Source organism: Micromonospora sp. NPDC050686, from assembly GCF_040654475.1.
Lineage (GTDB): Bacteria > Actinomycetota > Actinomycetes > Mycobacteriales > Micromonosporaceae > Micromonospora.
In genome coordinates, this window is record NZ_JBFAID010000002.1 from 193,248 (window position 1) to 210,999 (window position 17,752).

14 protein-coding genes and 1 riboswitch are annotated in these 17,752 nt (G+C 74.2%); of the genes, 8 read left to right on the forward strand and 6 right to left on the reverse strand.

Annotated features, from left to right (window positions below):
• Nucleotides 1-7 precede the first annotated feature (7 nt).
• From AB0H57_RS03080 to AB0H57_RS03100, 5 genes are read right to left on the reverse strand one after another with little or no spacing between them, the layout of a single operon-like run.
• The gene (locus AB0H57_RS03080) at nt 8-766 is read right to left on the reverse strand and encodes an ATP/GTP-binding protein (RefSeq protein ID WP_357502064.1); all 759 of its coding nucleotides are present in this window, start codon (nt 764-766) and stop codon (nt 8-10) included.
• A complete protein-coding gene (locus AB0H57_RS03085; protein ID WP_357502066.1) occupies nt 744-1,202 on the reverse strand; it encodes a DUF742 domain-containing protein in 459 nt (152 codons plus the stop codon). Before AB0H57_RS03085 ends, AB0H57_RS03080 begins: the two co-directional genes overlap by 23 nt.
• Entirely contained in the window at nt 1,199-1,666 is a 468-nt protein-coding gene (locus tag AB0H57_RS03090) for a roadblock/LC7 domain-containing protein (RefSeq protein ID WP_357502068.1), read from the reverse strand. The genes AB0H57_RS03085 and AB0H57_RS03090 overlap by 4 nt, the downstream gene beginning before the upstream one ends.
• A complete protein-coding gene (locus AB0H57_RS03095; protein WP_357502070.1) occupies nt 1,663-4,395 on the reverse strand; it encodes a nitrate- and nitrite sensing domain-containing protein in 2,733 nt (910 codons plus the stop codon). Before AB0H57_RS03095 ends, AB0H57_RS03090 begins: the two co-directional genes overlap by 4 nt.
• Nucleotides 4,382-5,548: a hypothetical protein gene (locus AB0H57_RS03100; protein WP_357502072.1), complete on the reverse strand. Its 1,167-nt coding sequence runs from the start codon at nt 5,546-5,548 to the stop codon at nt 4,382-4,384. The genes AB0H57_RS03095 and AB0H57_RS03100 overlap by 14 nt, the downstream gene beginning before the upstream one ends.
• Nucleotides 5,549-5,921: 373 nt before the next feature.
• On the opposite strand from AB0H57_RS03100, the gene AB0H57_RS03105 reads away from it, so the two are divergent.
• From AB0H57_RS03105 to paaN, 6 genes are all read left to right on the forward strand, one after another.
• On the forward strand, nt 5,922-8,789 hold the full coding sequence (locus AB0H57_RS03105) for an alpha/beta fold hydrolase (protein WP_357502073.1): 2,868 nt from the start codon (nt 5,922-5,924) through the stop codon (nt 8,787-8,789).
• Nucleotides 8,789-9,700: an ABC transporter permease subunit gene (locus AB0H57_RS03110; RefSeq protein ID WP_357502074.1), complete on the forward strand. Its 912-nt coding sequence runs from the start codon at nt 8,789-8,791 to the stop codon at nt 9,698-9,700. The genes AB0H57_RS03105 and AB0H57_RS03110 overlap by 1 nt, the downstream gene beginning before the upstream one ends.
• Nucleotides 9,701-9,887: 187 nt before the next feature.
• A complete protein-coding gene (locus AB0H57_RS03115; protein WP_357502076.1) occupies nt 9,888-10,337 on the forward strand; it encodes a DoxX family protein in 450 nt (149 codons plus the stop codon).
• Nucleotides 10,338-10,535: 198 nt separating this feature from the next.
• A riboswitch (SAM riboswitch) is annotated at nt 10,536-10,670 on the forward strand.
• Between the two features lie 11 nt (nt 10,671-10,681).
• A complete protein-coding gene (thrC, locus tag AB0H57_RS03120) occupies nt 10,682-11,968 on the forward strand; it encodes a threonine synthase (RefSeq protein WP_357502078.1) in 1,287 nt (428 codons plus the stop codon).
• 283 nt (nt 11,969-12,251) lie between these two features.
• A complete protein-coding gene (locus AB0H57_RS03125) occupies nt 12,252-13,271 on the forward strand; it encodes a GNAT family N-acetyltransferase (protein ID WP_357502080.1) in 1,020 nt (339 codons plus the stop codon).
• 52 nt (nt 13,272-13,323) lie between these two features.
• Complete coding sequence (gene paaN / locus AB0H57_RS03130; protein ID WP_357502082.1) at nt 13,324-14,997, forward strand: phenylacetic acid degradation protein PaaN; 1,674 nt, start codon at nt 13,324-13,326, stop codon at nt 14,995-14,997.
• 96 nt (nt 14,998-15,093) lie between these two features.
• Here paaN and AB0H57_RS03135 read toward each other — a convergent pair whose 3' ends face one another.
• Nucleotides 15,094-15,612 (reverse strand): GNAT family N-acetyltransferase, encoded by a 519-nt coding sequence (locus tag AB0H57_RS03135; protein WP_357502083.1) that lies wholly within the window; start codon nt 15,610-15,612, stop codon nt 15,094-15,096.
• 225 nt (nt 15,613-15,837) lie between these two features.
• Here AB0H57_RS03135 and AB0H57_RS03140 point away from each other — a divergent pair, with 225 nt between their 5' ends.
• Nucleotides 15,838-16,041, forward strand: a complete 204-nt coding sequence (locus AB0H57_RS03140) for a cold-shock protein (RefSeq protein WP_067305333.1) — start codon at nt 15,838-15,840, stop codon at nt 16,039-16,041.
• Between the two features lie 133 nt (nt 16,042-16,174).
• Nucleotides 16,175-17,524 carry a hypothetical protein gene (locus AB0H57_RS03145; RefSeq protein WP_357502085.1) on the forward strand — a complete coding sequence of 450 codons (1,350 nt, stop codon included), beginning with the start codon at nt 16,175-16,177 and terminating at the stop codon, nt 17,522-17,524.
• Nucleotides 17,525-17,752 lie beyond the last annotated feature (228 nt).

The window sequence follows — 17,752 nt, forward strand, 5'->3', positions numbered from 1 at the left end:
ACGAGCCTCAGGCCCCCCGATCCCTGGTCGCCCGGTCCAGCGCCCGGTCCAGGACGACCAGGAGGGCGTCCCGGACCGAGTGCCGCTCCCGGGCGTCGAACCGCACCAGCGGTACCTGGTCCTCGATGGCCAGCGCCCACCGGATCGCGGTGAGGTCGTGGGCCAGCCGGCCGTCGAAGGCGTTCACCCCGACCACGAACGGCAGCCCGGCCCGCTCGAAGAAGTCGATCGCCGGATAGCAGTCGTCGAGCCGGGCGCTGTCCACCACCACGAGCGCGCCGAGCGCCCCCCGGGCCAGGTCGTCCCACATGAAACCGAACCGCGCCTGGCCCGGGGTGCCGAAGAGATAGAGCTTCAGGCTGCGGTCGAGGGTGACGCAACCGAAATCCATCGCCACGGTCGTGGTGGTCTTCGCCGAGCGGCTGCCCGGGTCGTCCACGCCGATCCCGGCGATGGTCATCTCCGCCTCCGTGGTCAGCGGGGCGATCTCGGAGATGGCGGCGACACTCGTCGTCTTCCCCACCCCGAAGCCGCCGGCGATGAGGATCTTGACCGGGATCGGCGGCGCGGTGGTGGACGTGGGCGGGGATTCCGCCCGGGCCACCGTCATGGCCGGCGGCGGCACCACCGGCACCCGGGGCGCCGGGCGGCCACGTTCCGCCGCCGGCGCGGGGCCGGTCGGGTGGCCGTAACGGCCGCCGGCGCTGTTGGCCGAGAGGTCGCCCGGCGGGTTCGGCGGCCACTCAGGAGATCGCACGTAGTCCATCGATCACTCGCAGGATGAGTTCGGGGTCATGGACGTCCGGGACGTCCGTGACGTGGACGTCGAGGTGACCGGCGGCCCGCAGGTCACCGACCAGGACCCGGGTCACGCCGAAGTGCAGCCGGGTCCGGGCCGAGATCTCGGCCACCGAGATCGGTTCCACGCAGAGCGCCACGATCGTCCGCAACTCCGGCGCCAGGTGGCCGGTCAGGACGACGGGCGGGTGCGCCGGCCGGGCGGTCACCTGGGTCTCCAGGCCGATCGCCGGGTCCGCGCCGGCCACCCGGCCGGCGGTGAGCACGAAGGGCCGCGGTCCGTCGGGCCGCTCGGGATCGACGGGCGCCGGCGGGTACTCCCCGGTCGACGACGTCCGCAGGTAGGGACGGATCCGGACCGACGGTTCCGGATCGGGCCCCGGCCCGGTGACGTCGGGGTTCATTGCTGGACGGCGTTCTTCAGCTCGACGATCAGGCGGGGGGTCAGGGCGCCGCCGGCCCGGCCGGCGAAGAGGGTCATCTCGTACGCGACGGTGCCGAGGTTGGCCGAGCGGTCGGCGACCACGCCCAGCACCGAGCCGCTGCTGATCGCGCTGATCAGCAGGTAGCCGTCGGCCATGTCCACGATCACCCGGTTCAGCCCGCCCAGCGCGTACCAGCTCGCGGCGCCCCCGGCCAGGCTGGTCATGCCCGAGACCACCGCGGCCAGCCGCTCCGCGTTGGACCGGTCCTTGATCGCGGACATCGCCATCAGCAGCCCGTCGGAGGAGACGGCGATCGCCTCCATCACCCCCGCCGTGCTGGAGGTGAACGAGTCCAGCAGCCAGTTGAAGGTGCGGGCCTCCGGGCTCAGTTCCGCGCCGGTGCTCTGGTGTTCGACGTTGTCGTGCAGGAAAGGGCTGGTCACCGTGATCCCTCTTCGTTGCGGCGGTCTGGACTGACTTCGCGCAGAGCACGGGCGACGCCCGCCTCGAACTCGGTGATGAGGTCGCGTACCTCCGACGGGTCGCCCGGGCCGGTGCTGGCCAGCGGCGGGGCCGGCGGGGCGACCGTCAGGTTGGCCCCCGGCACCCGGCGGCTCAGCCGCGGGCGGTGCGGGGTGGCGACGACCACCGGCTCGGCCGGCGGCCAGGTGCCGGGGCGGTGTCGCTCGGCCCGGCGTACCCCGGACTGGAACTCCTCGACCAGGGCGCGGGCGGCCGCCGGGTCGGCTCCGACCGCGTCCACCGGCTGGGTGGCCGCCCGCGCCGGGGGCAGGCTGGCGCCGGGCACCCGGCGGCTCGGTGGCCGCCCGCCGGCTGGCGTTGGGCCCGCGGTCCCGGGCGGTGAGCCGGCTGCCGTGGGGCCGGTGGCCCCGGCCGGCCACCCGGCGGTCGCGACCGGTCCCGTGGCCTCGGCGGCCCCGGCGGTTGCGGCGGTCCCGGCCGGCGTGGGTGGCGCGGGGGAGGTGGGCGGCGCGGGGACAGCGGTGGGGCCGAGCGCGGGCGGGCCGGCCGGTGCCGGGGTGAGCTCCAGGAACTCGCTGATCCCGGCCGGCGCGGGTGGCAGCGGCACGGTCTCCTGCGCGGCGGAGCCGAAGGCGTCCCACGATTCGCCGGTCGCCATGCTGCGGGTGGCCCGGCTGAGCAGGTCCGCGTCGAAGCCGCCGGCGGACCCGGGATCGCCGGCCGGGCGCGGATCGGGGGCCGCGGTGAGCGCCCGCCCCGGTTGGGCCCGGTCCAGCGCCACCGGCGCGCGCCGCTCCCGCGACGGCACCGTGGCCCAGGCCACCGTCGCCCCCGCCCGGTCCGCCTTCCGGATCACCAGCAGCGCCAGCGGGATGTCCAGCCGGGCGGTCACCCCGCCCCCGGCGGTGTGGACCAGCCGCACGGTGAGGCCGTGCCGGCGGGCCAGCCGCCCCACCACGAAGAGCCCGAGCACCTCGGTCGGGGCCAGGTCGAGCCGTTCCCGCCGGGTCAGCCGGGCGTTCTCCTCGGCCAGCCGGTCCTCGGTCATGCCGAGGCCGCGGTCCACCACGAAGAGCCGGGCCCCGGTGTTGGTCAGCTCCCCGGCGACCAGCACCCGGGCGTGCGGCGGGGAGAAGACCGTGGCGTTCTCCATCAGCTCGGCCAGCACCAGCACCAGGTCACCGGCGACCGCCGGCGCCGCCGACACGGCCGGCGGCACCTGCACGTCCACCCGGGTGTAGTCCTCGATCTCGCCCAGCGCCAGCCGGACCACGTCGGCGAGCGCCACCGGGGCGACCGGCCCGTCCGACCCGTCCGAGCCGGAGAGCACCACCAGGCTGCCGGCGTTGCGGCGCAACCGGCTGGAGACGTGGTCCAGCCGGTAGAGCTGCGCCAGCCGCCGCGGGTCGGTCTCCTGCCGCTCCAACTGGTCGATCAGCGCGATCTGCCGGCCCACCAGGTTCTGGGTACGCCGGCCCACGTGCCCGAACATCTGCGCCACGTTCCGCCGGCCGGCAACCTGCCGCTCCACCAGCCGGGCGGCGGTGTGCTGCACCCGCTCGAAGGCCCGGGCCAGGTCACCGATCTCGTCCCGAGCCCGTACGTCCACCGGGTCGAGGCGCACCGGCGGCACCGACTCGGTCTCGTCGTCGGCCACCCGGGTCAGCTCCGCCTCGGCGACCCGGGCGACGCGCTCGGCGGAGCGGGTGAGCCGGCTCAGCGGCCGGGACACGGTACGGGCCACCGCCACGCTCAGCAGCACCACGAGCAGCAGGATCACGGCCGCCGTCAGGGCGACCAGCCAGGCCGTGGTCAGCGCGTCCCGCTCCTCGGTACGGGTCTCCGCGATGACGTCCGCGACGACCTTCTTCTCCACGAACTGGCCCAGCGTGATCATCGAGCGGACCGAGGGGAAGAGGGCGTCCAGCGGCACCGGGGCGATCGCCGCGGCCGGGTCCCGGACGCTGTCGGCCAGGAAGGTCGGGCTGGTCCGGGCGGCCACCGCCGCGTCGTCCAGCAGGGCCAGCGTCAGCTGCTCCGGGGTGATCAGCTTGCGGAACCGCTCGTTGTCCACGTCGAGCGCCGCCATGCAGGCGATGTACGAGCTGGACACCCGCGGGTCACCGGTCGCCTTGACCAGCACGATCTGGGTGGCGCACGAGCTCAGCCCCTCGTCGGTGCGCAGCAGCGCGTCCAGGGCGAGCACCTGCCGCCCGGCCGAGGTGTCGGTGTCCACCTGGAACGGCAGCCGCAGCGCGTCGATCAGGGCGGTGTCGACCGCGGCGAAGATGGTCAGGATCTGTTCCGGCGTGGCCCGGCCGGCGAGCACCGCGGTGCGTACGTCGGCCAGCCTGCGTACCCCGTCGAGGGCCTCGCGGACCGGCGCCGGCAGCGACTCGGCGCGCAGGTCGGCGACCCGGTCGTTGACGGTGGCGGACTTCTGGACCAGCTCCGTGCGGGCCACCCGCCCGAGCAGCAACCCGACCGAGAGCAGGCGTTCCTGCTGGAGATCCTGGACCAGGCTGCCGATCCGGCTGGCGACGCGAACGGTCTCGGCGGTGTCGGCGGCCCGCTGGGCGGCGGCCACCCGGTCGACGACCACCGGCACGGCCAGCCCGATCATGCTGAGCAGGGGAATGATCACCAGCAGGGCGAGCTTGCCCCGGATCCGCAACCTAGCGAGCAGCATCGAACGGCCTCCACCGCGCCGCCTCGGCGCTCCGGCCCACCGCGACGGGCTGGCGGTCGGCTTCCCCGGGGGCGACCGGCGGGTCCGGGCGGACCGCCGTGGGCGGCCCGGCCTGAGCCGGCGCCCGGTGCGCCTCGGTGGCCCGGGGCCGGCTCCGGGCCAGCGCCACGGCCAGCCCGATGAGCAGGGCCACCCCCACTCCCGCCGCGATCCGGGCCAGCACCCGGTCCCGGTCGAGTGCGTCCAGCCGTTCCTTCAGCAGCGCGTCGAGCTGGTCGAGGATGACCGTGCGGAGCTGCTTGGCGGCGGCCTGGGCGGTGAGCCCGGCGCGGGTCAGCTCGTCGGTGCTCGGCGCGGCCCATCCGGTCCCCGGGGTCGAGAACGCGGTGAACGCCTCGAGCGAGCGCTGGTAGGTGTCCAGCGGGGTGAGCACGTTGGCGCCCAGGTCGGTGCTCTCCGAGCTGTCCACCGCCGCCCGCAGGTCGGCGACCAGGTCGTTGGCGGGGCCGAGCGCGGCCACCCGCAGCTCGGCCAGCTCGGCGCCGGTCTGCACGCGCTCGGCGGCGGGGCGCCCGGGGGCCAGCCGGACCAGGTCGGCGAGCCGGCCGGCCAGCACCGCCGCGGTGGGCAGGTCACCGCCGATGCCGTCCTGGAGGAAGAACGAGTCGGACCGGGGGTCGCGGACCAGGCCGGAGGACTCCCGTACCTTCCGGTAGAGCGCCAGCAGCAGGTCGTTGGCCTCGCCGTATGCCCGGTAGGCCGCCTCCGGGTCGGCGAGCCCACGGTCCGGCAGTCCCTCCACCTTCGCCCGCAGCCCGGCCCAGCGCTCGTGGCTGCGCAGCTCGTCGCCGACGGTGCTGTCCACCTCCGCCACCTGTTCGATCGCGGCGTTGAGCGCCGCGCGGGAGACCGGTGCCCGGGCGACCGCGGTGGACTGGGCCTCCACCAGGGCGTCGGTGACCGGCCCGAGGGCGCGCAGGTAGCGGACGCCGAGCCGTTCCCGGGCCGTCAGGTCGCGGTCGTCGGCGCTGTTCCCGTCGGCCTGCGCGAAGAGCAGACCGAGGGGGGCGACCAGCGCCAGCACCAGCAACAGGGGCAGGGCACGGCCCGGCACGGAGGGCCGCCGACGGACCCGCGGCGCGGGGACTGTCATGGTCTGTCTCCTCCGGCGACGGCGGGGCGGTCGGTGTCCCGGGGAGGTCGCCGTACGTAGTCCCGTTCACCGGACCGGAAAGTAGTCGAATCGGACGTGGCTGGGAGTCGATCGCCGAGTCGGCTTGACGTCAGTTCTGCCCGGGTGACCGAATGTGGAGTCGGTCGACACGCAGCGTCCGATCGGATCGCCGAGACGTGACATCGACGACGATTTGCGGCTGTAGATGTGAATTCACGTGATCCGAATACGTCCCGCTGGGATTCTCTGGACCTTCCGCGGACGACGGACGGCGCGCGCCGAACGGCGCAACCGGACGAACGTACGGCGGATCTCAGGGAACGCTCAGGATCCGGGCCGTACCGTTTCCGGAATGAGGTCACCGTTGTCGGGCGTCCGGGTCCGACGTGTGCTGTCCACCCGGCGGCGGATCGTGGCCGCCTTGGTGGTCGTCGTGCTGCTGGCCGCGGCCCTGGTCTGGCTGGCCCGGCCGGGCGGCGACGGGTTCCGCACCGAGTCGGCGCCGCTCACCGTCCGGTCCGGGCCGGCCGGGGACGAGCCGGTCGACCTGGACACCACGCTCTACCTGCCCGGCGACGCCTCCGCGGCGAACCGGGTGCCGGCGGTGCTGCTGGCGCACGGCTTCGGTGGTACCAAGGACTCGGTCCGCTCCGACGCCGAGGACCTGGTGGCCCGGGGCTACGCGGTGCTGACCTGGACCGCCCGGGGCTTCGGCCGCAGCGGCGGCCAGATCCACCTGGACAACCCGGACTACGAGGTTCGGGACGCCCAGCGGCTGCTCGACTGGCTCGCCGCCCGCCCGGAGGTCCGGACCGACTCGGCCGGTGACCCCCGGGTCGGCGTGGTGGGCGGCTCGTACGGCGGTGGGCTGGCGCTGCTGCTGGCGGCGCAGGACCGGCGCGTCGACGCCATCGTGCCGATGATCACCTGGAACGACCTGTCCCGGGCCTTCCTGCCGGAGAGCACCGGCCGGCCGGCCACCGAGGGCGTGTTCAAGAAGGGCTGGGCCGGCATCTTCTTCGGTGGTGGCGGCAACGCCGGTTCCGGCCCGGCCGGCATTGGCGGCACCTCGGCCGCCCAGCCGGAGGGCGCGCCCGCCTCCGCCGGCCCGCCCAGCCCCGGCCCGGGCGCCGGGCCGGGGTCCGGCCCGGGGCGAGGGCCGGCGGGGGCCGCCGACCCGTCCTGCGGGCGGTTCGCGGCCGACGTCTGCGCCGCGTACCTGCGCATCGCCACCACCGGGCGGGCCGACCAGGCGGCGGTGGACCTGCTGCGCCGGTCCAGCCCGGCCGGCGTGCTGGACCGGATCAAGGCCCCGACCCTGCTGGTGCAGGGCGAGGCGGACACCCTCTTCCCGCTCGCCGAGGCGGACGCCAACGCCCGGGGCATCGCCGCCGACGGCACCCCTGTCCGGGTCGCCTGGTTCACCGGGGGCCACGACGGTGGCGCCGGGCCGCAGACCGACTCCGACCGGGTGAAGTTCCTGACCGCGCAGTGGCTGGACCACTACGTCAAGGGCGAGGGGGCCGCGCCGGGCGACGACTTCACCTTCTCCCGGATCGCCGGCTTCGACGCGCTCGACCGGGGGCTGGTGGCCACCGGCTACCGCACCGCCGACTATCCCGGGCTGGCCGGCACCGCCCGGCGGGAGGTGGCGGTGACCGGGCCGGCCCAGCCGGTCGCCAACCCGCCGAACGGCAACCCGGCGGCGATCTCCTCGGTGCCGTTCGCCGGCGCGCTCGGCTCACTGCTGGACGGGGTGGCCGGCGACATCCCCGGCCAGCACGCCCGGTTCGAGTCGGCGCCGCTGGACGAGCCCGTGGACGTGGTCGGCGCGCCCACCGTGCGCATCCGGGCCGCCTCCCCGACCGGTGAGGCGGTGCTCTTCGTCAAGCTCTACGACGTCGACCCGAACGGCGCCGCGGCACTGCCCGACGGGCTGGTCGCCCCGGTCCGGCTGACCGGGCTGCCGAGGACCGTCGAGGCGGGCACCCCGGTCACCGTCACCCTGCCGGGGATCGTCCGCCGGATCGAGGCCGGGCACCGGCTGCGGGTGGTGGTGGCCACCTCCGACCAGGCGTACACCACCCCCGCCGAGCCGACCGTCTACACGGTGGCGGCCGGTGACGGCCCGCTGACCCTGCCCACGGTCGCCGGGGAGCCCATCCCCACCGCCGCCGCCGTCTGGCGCTGGGTGCTGGCCGGGCTGCTCGCCGCGATCGTGGTCGGGCTCGTCGTGGTCGTCCTGCTCGCCCGCCGCCGGCACCGCCGCCAGGACCGCTCCGTCCACCCGGAGTACGCGGGCGTCCCGCTCGTCGTCCGGGACCTCCGCAAGGAGTACGCGGACGGCTTCGTCGCCGTCTCCCACGTGGACTTCGAGGTGCACCCCGGCCAGGTGATGGGCCTGCTCGGGCCGAACGGGGCCGGCAAGACCACCACGCTGCGGGTGCTGATGGGGCTGACCCAGCCGACCGCCGGGGAGATCTACGTCTTCGGCCACCGGCTGGTCCCCGGCTCGCCGGTGCTGTCCCGGATCGGCGCGCTGGTCGAGGGCCCCGGCTTCCTGCCGCACCTGTCCGGGCTTGCGAACCTGAAGGCGTACTGGCGGGCGACCGGGCGGCCGGAGGCCGACGCGCACTTCGAGCAGGCGCTGGAGATCGCCGGGCTGGGCGACTCGGTACATCGCAAGACCCGCAAGTACAGCCACGGCATGCGCCAGCGGCTGGCCATCGCGCAGGCCATGCTCGGCCTGCCCGAGCTGCTGGTGCTCGACGAGCCGACCGACGGCCTGGACCCGCCGCAGATCGCCGAGATGCGCCGGGTGCTCCAGCGCTACGCCACCGGCGGCCGGGCGGTGCTGGTCTCCAGCCACCTGCTGGCCGAGGTGGAGCAGACCTGCACGCACGCGGTGGTGGTGAACAAGGGCCGGATCGTCGCCTCCGGGCCGGTCGAGGAGATCGTCGGCGAGTCGCCGAGCGTGCTGTTCGAGGTGAGCGACCCGGACGCGGCCCGGACCGTGCTGGACCGGCTGGACGGCGTACGGGTGCTGCCGGACGGCGACGGCCAGTTGGTGGTGGACACCAACGGCACCGCGCGCAGCGAGGTGGTGGCCGAACTGGTCCGGGCCGGCATCGGGGTGGACCGGGTGGTGCCGCGGCGGCGCCTGGAGGACGCGTTCCTCGCTCTGGTGGGCGAGAACTCTCGGGGAAGCGGGGACCGGTGATGGCGGGTTCGTCGGTGGCGTCGGGCGCGGGTTCGTCCGGCGCGGGTACGGCCGGGTCCGGTGGCGCGGCGCGCGGCTACCGCCCGTCGGCGACGCTGCCGTTCGCGGCGGAGTTCCGGCGGCAGGCGTCGCGCCGGCGTACCCAGCTCGCGCTGGGGTTCATGGCGCTGCTGCCGATCATCATCCTGATCGCGTTCCAGTTCGAGTCCGGCGGCGACGACGGCAACGGCCGGGGCGAGTTCGCCAGCCTCGCCGACCTGGCCACCTCGGGCGGGTTGAACTTCACCCTCTTCTCCATCCTGGTCTCGGCGTCGTTCCTGCTGGTCGTGGTGGTCGCGCTGTTCTGCGGCGACACGGTGGCCAGCGAGGCGAGCTGGGGCAGCCTGCGCTACCTGCTGGCGGTGCCGGTGCCCCGGGCCCGGCTGCTCACCGTGAAGCTGGTGGTCGCGCTGGCGTACTCGCTGCTGGCGCTGCTGCTGCTCGCCGGCACCGCGCTGCTGGTCGGCACCCTGCGGTACGGCTGGGAGCCGCTGCGCAGCCAGGTCGCCGCCGAGCTGGCGCCGGGGGAGGGGGTGCTGCGGCTGCTCGCGGTGCTCGGCTACCTGGCGGTCGTACTCCTGGTGGTGGCCGGGCTGGCGTTCCTGCTCTCGGTGACCACGGACGCCGCGCTGGGCGCGGTCGGCGGCGCGGTGCTGCTCTGGATCCTGTCCAGCATCCTCGACCAGATCACCGCGCTGGGCGTGCTGCGCGACTTCCTGCCCACCCACTACAGCAGCGCCTGGCTGGGGCTGCTCTCCACGCCGGTGCAGACCGACGACGTGGTCCGCGGCAGCATCTCGGCGATCGCCTACGCCACCCTCTTCTGGTCGCTGGCCTACTGGCGCTTCACCCGCAAGGACATCACCAGCTGAGGTGCAAGGCGGGGCCCTCTGTCACCGCGTTTTGTGTAGGAGGGGGCCCTGCTTAACACCACCTCACCGCACGCCCATATCATGGGAGCGTTCCCATGGGATTGTCCCGCGAGCAAGGAATCGATTAACTTCAATCACTGCGCCCGCCATCCTGGACGTCGTCCGACACCCGTCCCAGGAGGTCCCCATGGTTACGGCGCAGTTGAACGGTCCCGTGCTCTCCCTGTTCCGCATCGTCGCCGGCGCGCTCTTCCTGTGCCACGGCGCGGCGTCGATCTTCGGCGTCCTCGGTGGCAACCCGGCCACCGGCGGAGCGATCCCGTTCGCCACCTGGCCCGGCTGGTGGGCCGCGTTGATCCAACTGGTCTGCGGCACGCTCGTGCTCGTCGGGCTGGCAACCCGGCCAGCCGCGCTGCTCGCCTCCGGCTCGATGGCGTACGCGTACTTCGTGGTGCACCAGCCGCACGACCTGCTGCCGCTGCGCAACGGCGGTGAGCTGGCGGCCCTCTTCTGCTGGTCGTTCCTGCTGGTCGCGGTGCTCGGCCCGGGCAGCTGGGCGGTGGACGTGCTGCTGTCCCGCCGTCGCGCCGGCCCGGCGGAAACCACCCCCGCCCCCCACGCGTCGGTCCCCGCCTGAGCCCCGAGCCCGCCCGGCGCCCGCTTCGGGTGCGGTTGTTGTCCTCCCGGCGACAACCACCGCACCCGGCGGTGGGTCAGTGCCGGCGGACCGCTCCGGCGGCGACCACGCGGCGGTGACGGCGGGGCGCGGTTCACAGGCTGGGATCACGGGTGAGCAGGGGCAGCCCTCCGCCTAGACTCGGCGGCACAACTGAATACCTCATCCAGAGGGGCTGAGGGATACGGCCCGACGACGCCCCGGCAACCACCCCGTGCGACTCGACGCAGAGCGCGACGGGGCAGGTGCCAATTCCGTCCCCGCCGCAGGGTGCGACGCGGGGAAAGATGAGAGGACTCCTCGACATGACGTCGACCCTTCCCGTCACCGGTATCGACACCACCGCCAGCCCGGCCCGGGCTCTGGTCTGTCGCGCCTGCTCCGCGCGGTACCCGCTGGCCGCCCAGCACGCCTGTTACGAGTGTTTCGGCCCGCTGGAGGTCGACTACGACAGCACCGCGCTGGCCGCCGTCACCCGGGAGCGGATCGCGGCCGGGCCGGCCAACATCTGGCGGTACGCGCCGCTGCTGCCCGCCGGCCAGGATCCGGCCACCCGGGTGACCCTGGACCCGGGGCTCACCCCGCTGGTGGCCGCCCCGCACCTCGCCGCCGAACTGGGCGTCACCGCCCCGCTCTGGGTCAAGGACGACAGCGCCAACCCGACCCACTCGTTCAAGGACCGGGTGGTGTCGGTGGCGCTGACCGCCGCGCGGGCGCTCGGCTTCACCCGCTTCGCCTGCGCCTCCACCGGCAACCTGGCCAACTCGGTGGCCGCGCACGCCGCCCGGGCCGGGGCGCCGTCGGTGGTGTTCATCCCCGGCGACCTGGAGCAGGGCAAGGTGGTCACCACCGCCGTCTACGGCGGCGAGCTGGTCGCCGTCGACGGCTCGTACGACGACGTGAACCGGCTCTGCGGCGAGCTGGTGGAGACCGACGAGTTCGAGGACACCGCCTTCGTCAACGTCAACGTCCGGCCGTACTACGCGGAGGGTTCCAAGACGCTCGGCTACGAGGTGGCCGAGCAGCTCGGCTGGCGGATCCCCGCCCAGGTGGTGATCCCGATGGCCTCCGGCGAGCTGCTCACCAAGATCGACAAGGCGTTCACCGAGCTGGTCGAGATCGGCCTGGTGGAGGCCCCGGCCGGTGGCTGGAAGGTCTTCGGCGCTCAGTCCGCCGGCTGCAACCCGATCGCCACCGCGCTGCATTCCGGCACCGACACGATCACCCCGGTCCGGCCCACCGGCCTCGCCAAGTCGCTCAACATCGGCGACCCGGCGGCCGGCCTCTACGCGCTGGAGGCGGTCCGCCGCACCGGCGGCTGGATGGAGTACGCCGACGACGACGAGATCCGCGCCGGGATCCGGCTGCTGGCCCGGACCACCGGCGTGTTCGCCGAGACCGCCGGCGGGGTCACCGTCGCGGTGCTGCGCAAGCTGGTCGAGTCCGGCCGGCTCGACCCGACCGCCGAGACCGTGGTGTTCAACACCGGCGAGGGCCTGAAGACCATCGACGCCGTCGCCGCCCAGGTCGGCCCCACCCACCGCATCAAGCCCTCCCTCCGCGCCGCCCGCGACAGCGGCCTCCTCACCTGACCCCGGCCCGAGTGGGCTGGGTGGATCGCCCGGCTGGGGGATGGGGTCGTACGCATCAGTAAGCGGTCATTCGCCCTCGGTGGGGGAAAACCGCCGCCGAGGACTTGACGGCAGGATTCGGACGGCGGAAGATGCTCCGTGCGGGAGGGCGTTTCGCCGGAGACTTTTCAAGTTCTTACGACCCAACGCCGGAGGCGTTGTGCGATCGTCCCTCCCGACCAGCCTCCGATCGGGCCAGCGAAATTCGCTGGCCCGATCGCCTTCTCCGGGGCAGGCTCCCGCCATGGCCCTCACTGTCACGCCGTTCGACGCCACCGATTCGGCCGCGATCGACGCGGCGTACCGGATCGGCGTGGCCGCCCACGCCGCCGACCTGCCGGACTTCCCGCCGTTCTGCCGGCGCCGCTTCGACGCCTCGCTGACCCACCCGTTACCGGGCAACGCGCCCCGCTGGGCGCTGGCCCTGCGCGACGGCGCCCCGGCCGGCTACCTGGCGCTGGACCTGCCGCAGTTGGAGAACACCGGCAACGCCACCGCCGACCTGGTCGTCCACCCCGACCACCGGCGGCGCGGGGTCGGTCGGGCGCTGCACGAGCACAGCCTGCGGGTGCTCCGCGAGCAGGGCCGCAAGCGGTTGGTCGCGGTCACCTTCGGCACGCTGCCCGGCGGCGTCGAGCGCTCCCCGGCCGGCGGCGCCTTCGCCGCGGCGACGGGCGCCCGGCCCGCGCTGGCCGAGGTACGCCGCCGGCTGGACGTCACCCGGCTCGATCAGCGCTCGCTCGACGCGCTGGCCGCCGACGCCCGCGCGCACGCCGCCGGCTACCGGCTGGTGGCCTGGCGGGGCGACACCCCGGAGGAGTACGCCGAGGACGTCGCCTTTCTCGACGGCCGGTTGATGGCCGACGCGCCGACGGGCGACCTGGTACTGGAGGCGGAGCAGGTCGACGTGGACCGGCTGCGGGCCACCGAGCGGGCGCTGGCCGCCCGGGGCCGGCGGCGCTACCACCAGGCGGCGGTGCACGAGGCGACCGGCCGGCTGGCCGCCTGGACGCTGATCGACCGGGGCCCGAACGCCGACTGGCACGCGTTCCAGCAGATCACCATCGTCGACCCGGCGCACCGCGGGCACCGGCTCGGCCTGCTCGTCAAGATCGAGAACCTGCGGCACGTGCTCGGCCACGAACCGGCGCTGCGCGTCGTCGACACCTGGAACGCGGCGGAGAACTCGCACATGGTGGCGATCAACGAGCGGCTGGGCTTCCGCCCGGTGGACGCCTGGACGGACTGGCAGTTGACCATCTGATCTGTGACACGGCCCTACTGATCCTGGGCCATCCTGTTGCATGATGGCGGGCATGACGGAGACCCCGCACCCCCTGTACGACAGGCACGCCGACACCCTCAGCCGGGCGCTTACCGCCATCTCGGAGCGCGGGTACTGGTCCGCCTACCCGGAATCGCCCAGCCCTCGGGTGTACGGCGAGACCGCCGCCGCCGACGGCAAGGCCGCCTTCGAGGCGTACCTGGACGCCGACTTCCCGCTGGACCAGCCCACCGACGGCGAGCGGGTCGCCACCGAGGCGAGCCCGTTCGGCGTCGAGCTGAACGTCCGCTACCCGCACGCCACCGCCGACCAGTTGGTCGGGGCCGCCACCGCCGCGCTGCCGGCCTGGCGGGACGCCGGCCCGCAGGCCCGGGCCGGGGTCTGCCTGGAGATCCTCGACCGGCTGCACCGGAACATCTTCGAGCTGGCCAACGCGGTGCAGTTCACCAGCGGCCAGGCCTTCGTGATGGCCTTCCAGGCCGGCGGCGCGCACGCGCTGGACCGGGCGCTGGAGGCGGTCGCCTACGCGTACGCCGAGATGACCCGGCACCCGGGGACGGCCGGCTGGGAGAAGGCCGCCGGCAAGGGCGACCCACTGCGGATGACCAAGACGTTCCACGTGGTGCCGCGCGGGTTGGCCCTGGTCATCGGCTGCAACACCTTCCCGACCTGGAACTCGTACCCCGGGCTCTTCGCCTCGCTGGTCACCGGCAACCCGGTGGTGATCAAGCCGCACCCGCGCGCGGTGCTGCCGCTGGCGATCACCGTGAAGTACGCCCGGCAGGTGCTCGCCGAGGCCGGCTTCGACCCGAACCTGGTGCAGCTCGCGCCCGAGGCCGCCGGCGAGAAGCTCGCCTCCACCCTGGCGCTGCACCCGGCCGTGAAGATCGTCGACTTCACCGGCTCCACGGAGTACGGCGACTGGCTGGAGGCCAACGCCCGGCAGGCCGCCGTCTACACGGAGAAGGCGGGCCTGAACACGGTGGTGGTCGACTCCACCGACGACTTCGCCGGGATGTGCCGCAACTTGGGCTTCACCCTCACCCTGTACAGCGGCCAGATGTGCACCACCTCGCAGAATTTCCTGATCCCCCGGGACGGCATCGACACCGACCAGGGGCACAAGAGCTTCGACGAGGTGGCCGCCGGGATCGCCGCGGCGGTCGGCAAGCTCACCGCCGACCCGGCCCGGGGCGTCGAGCTGACCGGCGCGATCGTCAACGACGGCGTGCTGGAACGGCTCGACGAGGTGACCAAGGTCGGCGAGCCGGTGCTGGAGTCGCGGGCCGTCGAACACCCGGCGTTCCCCGGCGCGGTGGTGCGTACGCCGGCCATCGTGAAGCTGGACGCCGGCGACACCGCGACCTACTCCCGGGAGTGGTTCGGGCCGATCTCGTTCGCCATCGCCACCGACTCCACCGAGCACAGCCTCCGGGTCCTGCGCGACACGGTGGGGGAGAAGGGCGCGCTGACCGCGGGCGTCTACTCGACCGACGAGGCGGTGCTGGACGCGGCCGAGGCGGCGGCGATCGACGCCGGCGTGCACCTGTCCTGCAACCTGACCGGCGGCGTGTTCGTCAACCAGTCGGCGGCGTTCTCGGACTTCCACGGCTCGGGCGCCAACCCGGCGGCGAACTCCGCCCTCACCGACGGCGCGTACGTCGCCAACCGCTTCCGCATCGTCCAGAGCCGCCGCCCCGCCTGAGGTGCGAGGAGGGGCCCTGCTTGACGCATTCTGTACAGGCGGGGCCCCCGCCTAACACCCGAGCCGCCAGCGGGCCGCCGTCAGGCAAGTGGAGTGTCAGGCAGCTCGGCGCATCTGGAGCTCGCGGAGGGCGGGCACGGTGGGGTGGGGGACCCGGACGCCGGTGTCCTCGAAGCCGAGCCGCCGGTACGCGCGCACCGCGCGGTCGTTGCTGACCACCACCTCCAACATCAGCTCCGGCCGTCCGCTGGCCCGGGACCAGTCGGCGACCGCCTCGACGAGGTCGCCGAGCAGGCCGCTGCCCCGGCGCGCGGGCGTGACGTAGACGGCGTACACCACGGTGAGCCCGGGTTCCGCCGGGGCGGCGACCCCGCCGGCGTGCCCGACCAGCCGGCCGCCCGGGTCGGCGACGAACTGCGCCGTCCCGGCCCCGGTCGACACCGCGGCGATCCGCGACCGGTACGCCTCGTGCGGCCGCCCGGCGGCCTCCGCCAGGGTCTCCAGGAAGGCCAGCGGGGCGTCGGCCAGCATCTCCAGCCGGAGTGCCCGCATCCGGGCGGCGTCCTCCGGCCGCACCCGGCGGACGACGACCGGCTCGGCGGGAACGTGCATCATGCCGCATGCATACCGCAGCGGAACCGCCGGTCGTGGGACGGGGGGAGAGACGGTCCTTTCCGCCCGTTTTGTGGTCGTGCGCCGCCGTCACGCCTCGTGTAGCGTGCGATTTCGGTCACCGGTTCAGCGACCGTCGATGATCGCGGAAACGGTGGTCCCCCGGGTGCCGGCCCCGACCGGTGTCCCGAGGGTTGTGGAACGCCGCGCAGAGTGAGGAAGTGCACCGTGGCACAGGGCACCGTGAAGTGGTTCAACTCCGAAAAGGGCTACGGCTTCATCGCCGTCGACGGCGGGCAGGACGTCTTCGTCCACTTCTCCGCGATCGAGATGGACGGTTACAAGGCGCTCGACGACGGCCAGCGGGTCGAGTTCGAGATCGCCCAGGGGCAGAAGGGTCCGCAGGCCGAGCGGGTCCGCGTCATCGCCTGACCGGAGTACGGTCCGGCGCCACGACCGGTGCCGGCGGACCACCCGCACGGTGCCGGCCGGACGGGGCTGCGCAACCGGGCCCGGACCAGGGAAGATCATGAGCCGTTCCAGCCCTTGTCGCTGAGGAGGCTCCATGTCCGACCAGCCCGTACCGGGACCGGCCCCCGGCGAACCGGACAGGTCCGGTCAGCCGGACGCCGGGGAGCCGGGCCGGGCCGGTTCGGTCGACCCGACGGCGTCCCTGCCGGTCGACCCGACGGCGTCCCTGCCGGTCGACCCGACCGCCCCGCCGCCCGGCCCGGTCACGCCGCCCGGCCCGGTCACCCCGCAACCGGGCCAGGCCGGCCCGTCACCCGAAGCCGCCGCGTCGCATTCCGGGCCGGCCACGCCCTGGGGCGGGTCGGTTCCGCCCGGCGGTCACCCGCCGCCCGCCGACCCCTACGGCGGCCAGCCGCCGCACGTCCCGCCGCCCGCCGACCCCTACGGCGGCCAGCCGCCGTACGGCGCGTACGGCACGCCGGCCGGCCCGTACGGCGGTTACCCGCCGGCGATGCCGCCGGTCGGCTACCCGCCCGCCGGCCCGTACGGTGGCTACCCGCCGTATCCGCCCGGGCCGCCGTACGGTGCCGGCTGGAATCCGCAGGACCCGCTGGTCAACCCGCCGTACGCCGGCCTGGGCGGCTGGTGGAACCGGGGCGTCGCGGCGATCGGCCGCAGCTGGCGGTTGCTGGTGCCGCTGATGCTGGTGACCCAGGCGCTGCCGGCGTTCGCGCTGTCGTTGCTCTCCGTGCTCCTCACCCCGGCGGGGAACCTGCCCACCACGCCCGGCGCCGACGCCGAGCCGCCCCAGCTGCCGCCCGGCTTCTTCACCGACCTCGCCGTCTACGGCGGCTCGATCGGCCTGGGGGCGCTGCTCTTCGGCCTGGTGCAGGCGGTCGGCTGGGCCGGGGCCACCTGGGTGGTCACCCGGCAGGCGCTGGGCGAGCAGGTGACGCTGGGTGCCGCGCTGCGCTACGGCGGGCGTCGGGCGCTCGGCCTCTGGGGCTGGTACCTGCTGGTCGGGCTGCTGGTGGCGGTCGGCTTCTGCTTCTGCGTCCTGCCCGGCGTCTACCTGGCCTTCGCGTTGAGCCTGAGCATCCCGGTCTATCTCTACGAGCGGCAGAACCCGATCGGCCGGGCGTTCCGGATCTTCCACGACCGGGTGGGCATGGTGCTCGGCCGGATCTGCCTGCTGGTTGTCGTGATCATCATCGGCGGCATGGTCACCGGCGTCCTGGAGAACCTCGCCATGGCCCCGTTCCTGGCCGACCCGTTCGGCTCGGTCGGTTCGATCGTCGGGGTGGTCCTGGTGCTGCTGGTCTCGGCCGTGCTGTCCGTCCCGGTCTCGCTGGTCCAGCAGGTCGGACTGGTGGTGACCTACGCCGAGCAGCGGGCGCAGGAAGGGCCGGTGGACACTGCGCGGTTGGCCGGTGAACTTGGCTGACCGGTAGCCATCGTGCTTGCACTCGGCTAGGGAGAGTGCTAAACAAGTCATTGGCACTCGCGTATGGTGAGTGCCAATGGTCGGGACGGTGGGGCCACGGTCGCGCCGGCGTTGGAGACGCCGGTGGGGCACATGGCCGGTCGTCGCGGGCTATCCGGCCCGGCCGAAGGACGTCGTCGTCGCCAGGTGGCGACGTCCCAAGGTGCGTACACCAGGCGGCCCATCCGG